The sequence below is a fragment of the Pseudomonas abyssi genome (genome assembly GCF_002307495.1).
Taxonomy (GTDB): domain Bacteria; phylum Pseudomonadota; class Gammaproteobacteria; order Pseudomonadales; family Pseudomonadaceae; genus Halopseudomonas; species Halopseudomonas abyssi.
In genome coordinates, this window is sequence record NZ_NTMR01000071.1 from 1 (window position 1) to 770 (window position 770).

Below are 770 nucleotides of genomic sequence, written 5' to 3' on the forward strand. Positions count from 1 at the left end.
TGGAAGATCGGCGCTTCTTCGTCCTTGTTGATCGCAACGATCACTTTGGAGTCTTTCATACCAGCCAAGTGCTGGATGGCGCCGGAGATGCCGACTGCAACGTACAGTTGCGGCGCAACGATCTTGCCGGTCTGACCCACCTGCATGTCGTTCGGTACGAAGCCGGCGTCAACCGCGGCGCGCGAAGCACCCACAGCGGCGCCCAGCTTGTCGGCGACCTTGTACAGCATTTCGAAGTTGTCGCCGTTCTGCATGCCGCGACCACCAGAAATGACGATCTTGGCGCCTGCCAGTTCCGGACGGTCGGACTTGGCCAGCTCTTCGCCAACAAAGCTGGAGGTACCCGCGTCGTGGGCCGAGGCAACCGCTTCAACCGAGGCGCTACCGCCTTCGGCGGCAACGGCGTCAAAGCCGGTGGCACGCACGGTGATGACCTTGATCGCAGCGCTGGATTGCACGGTGGCAATGGCGTTGCCGGCGTAGATCGGGCGCTTGAAGGTGTCAGCGCTTTCAACAGCCGTGATCTCGGAGATCTGATCAACGTCCAGCAGCGCGGCAACGCGCGGCAGGTAGTTTTTGCCGTTGGTGCTGGCTGGCGCCAGAATGTGGCTATAACCCTTGCCCAGTTCAGCGATCAGCAGGGAAACGTTTTCCGGCAGCAGGTTGGCGTAGGCCGCGTTGTCAGCCAGCAGGACCTTGTTGACGCCAGCGACCTTGGCAGCGGCGTCGGCAACAGCGGCACAGCCTGCGCCGGCAACCAGTACGTCGAT

The 770-nt window shown here is 62.1% G+C and carries 1 protein-coding gene; it reads right to left on the reverse strand.

Annotated elements, in window-relative coordinates; translation table 11 throughout:
• A partial coding sequence (locus tag CNQ84_RS20265; protein WP_112220875.1) for an electron transfer flavoprotein subunit alpha/FixB family protein occupies nucleotides 1-770 on the reverse strand: 770 nt, incomplete at both ends.